The sequence below is a fragment of the Jeotgalicoccus huakuii genome (assembly GCF_036665975.1).
GTDB lineage: Bacteria > Bacillota > Bacilli > Staphylococcales > Salinicoccaceae > Jeotgalicoccus > Jeotgalicoccus marinus.
The window spans coordinates 1-744 of the sequence record NZ_JAVIYN010000035.1 but is presented as its reverse complement, the minus strand read 5'-3'; the positions used below and the strand labels follow the sequence as shown (position 1 = coordinate 744).

Sequence of the window (744 nt, the reverse complement as noted above, 5' to 3'; positions counted from 1 at the left end):
TTTTTATTAGTGACTTCAGTCGGTTGAGCACGTAGACGTGCGAAACAAATAAACCACACGCTATGCGTGTGGATGAAGTAGCTTTAGCGATAATATGCCCCTTTCTGTATACTAAATAATGGCTACCAACCGCTATTTAGAAAAGAAAGGGGCATATTGAATGTCTAAAGACGACCAAAGTTTATCACATACAAGATGGAATTGTAAGTATCATATAATATTTACTCCTAAGTATAGGAGAAAAGTTGTGTATGGACAACTTCGAAAAGACATAGGGAAAATACTTAGACGATTATGTGATATGAAAGATGTAGAAATTATCGAAGCACATGCGATGCCTGATCATATACACATGCTTGTGAGAATTCCGCCGAAACTGAGTGTTTCTGGATTTATGGGATATTTGAAAGGGAAAAGTGCCGTACTTATCCATGAACAACATGCGAATTTGAAGTACAAATATGGAAACAGAACGTTTTGGGCGAAGGGATACTATGTGAGCACCGTCGGACTGAACCAAAAAACGATTGAAAAGTATATCAGAGAGCAGGAAGCAGATGACAGGGTGCTCGATTCAATTTCAAAACGAGAATACGTGGATCCATTCAAAAAGTAAAACCAAATAAAAGGTAAAGTGAATAGCGGTTGGCAGTCTTTTGAGAGCTCCCTTTAGGGAGTATGTGCGGAATGAGCCCTTATAGGGCTGAAAAAAAGCCACCCGTTATACGGGTGGATACTTACTTT

Annotated in this window: 1 protein-coding gene; it reads left to right on the top strand. The window is 39.0% G+C overall.

The genetic code is table 11. From position 1 onward, the window contains the following. Window positions 1-160: 160 nt before the first annotated feature. Entirely contained in the window at window positions 161-616 is a 456-nt protein-coding gene (gene tnpA / locus V6E76_RS11355; RefSeq protein ID WP_166627299.1) for an IS200/IS605 family transposase, read from the top strand. Window positions 617-744 lie beyond the last annotated feature (128 nt).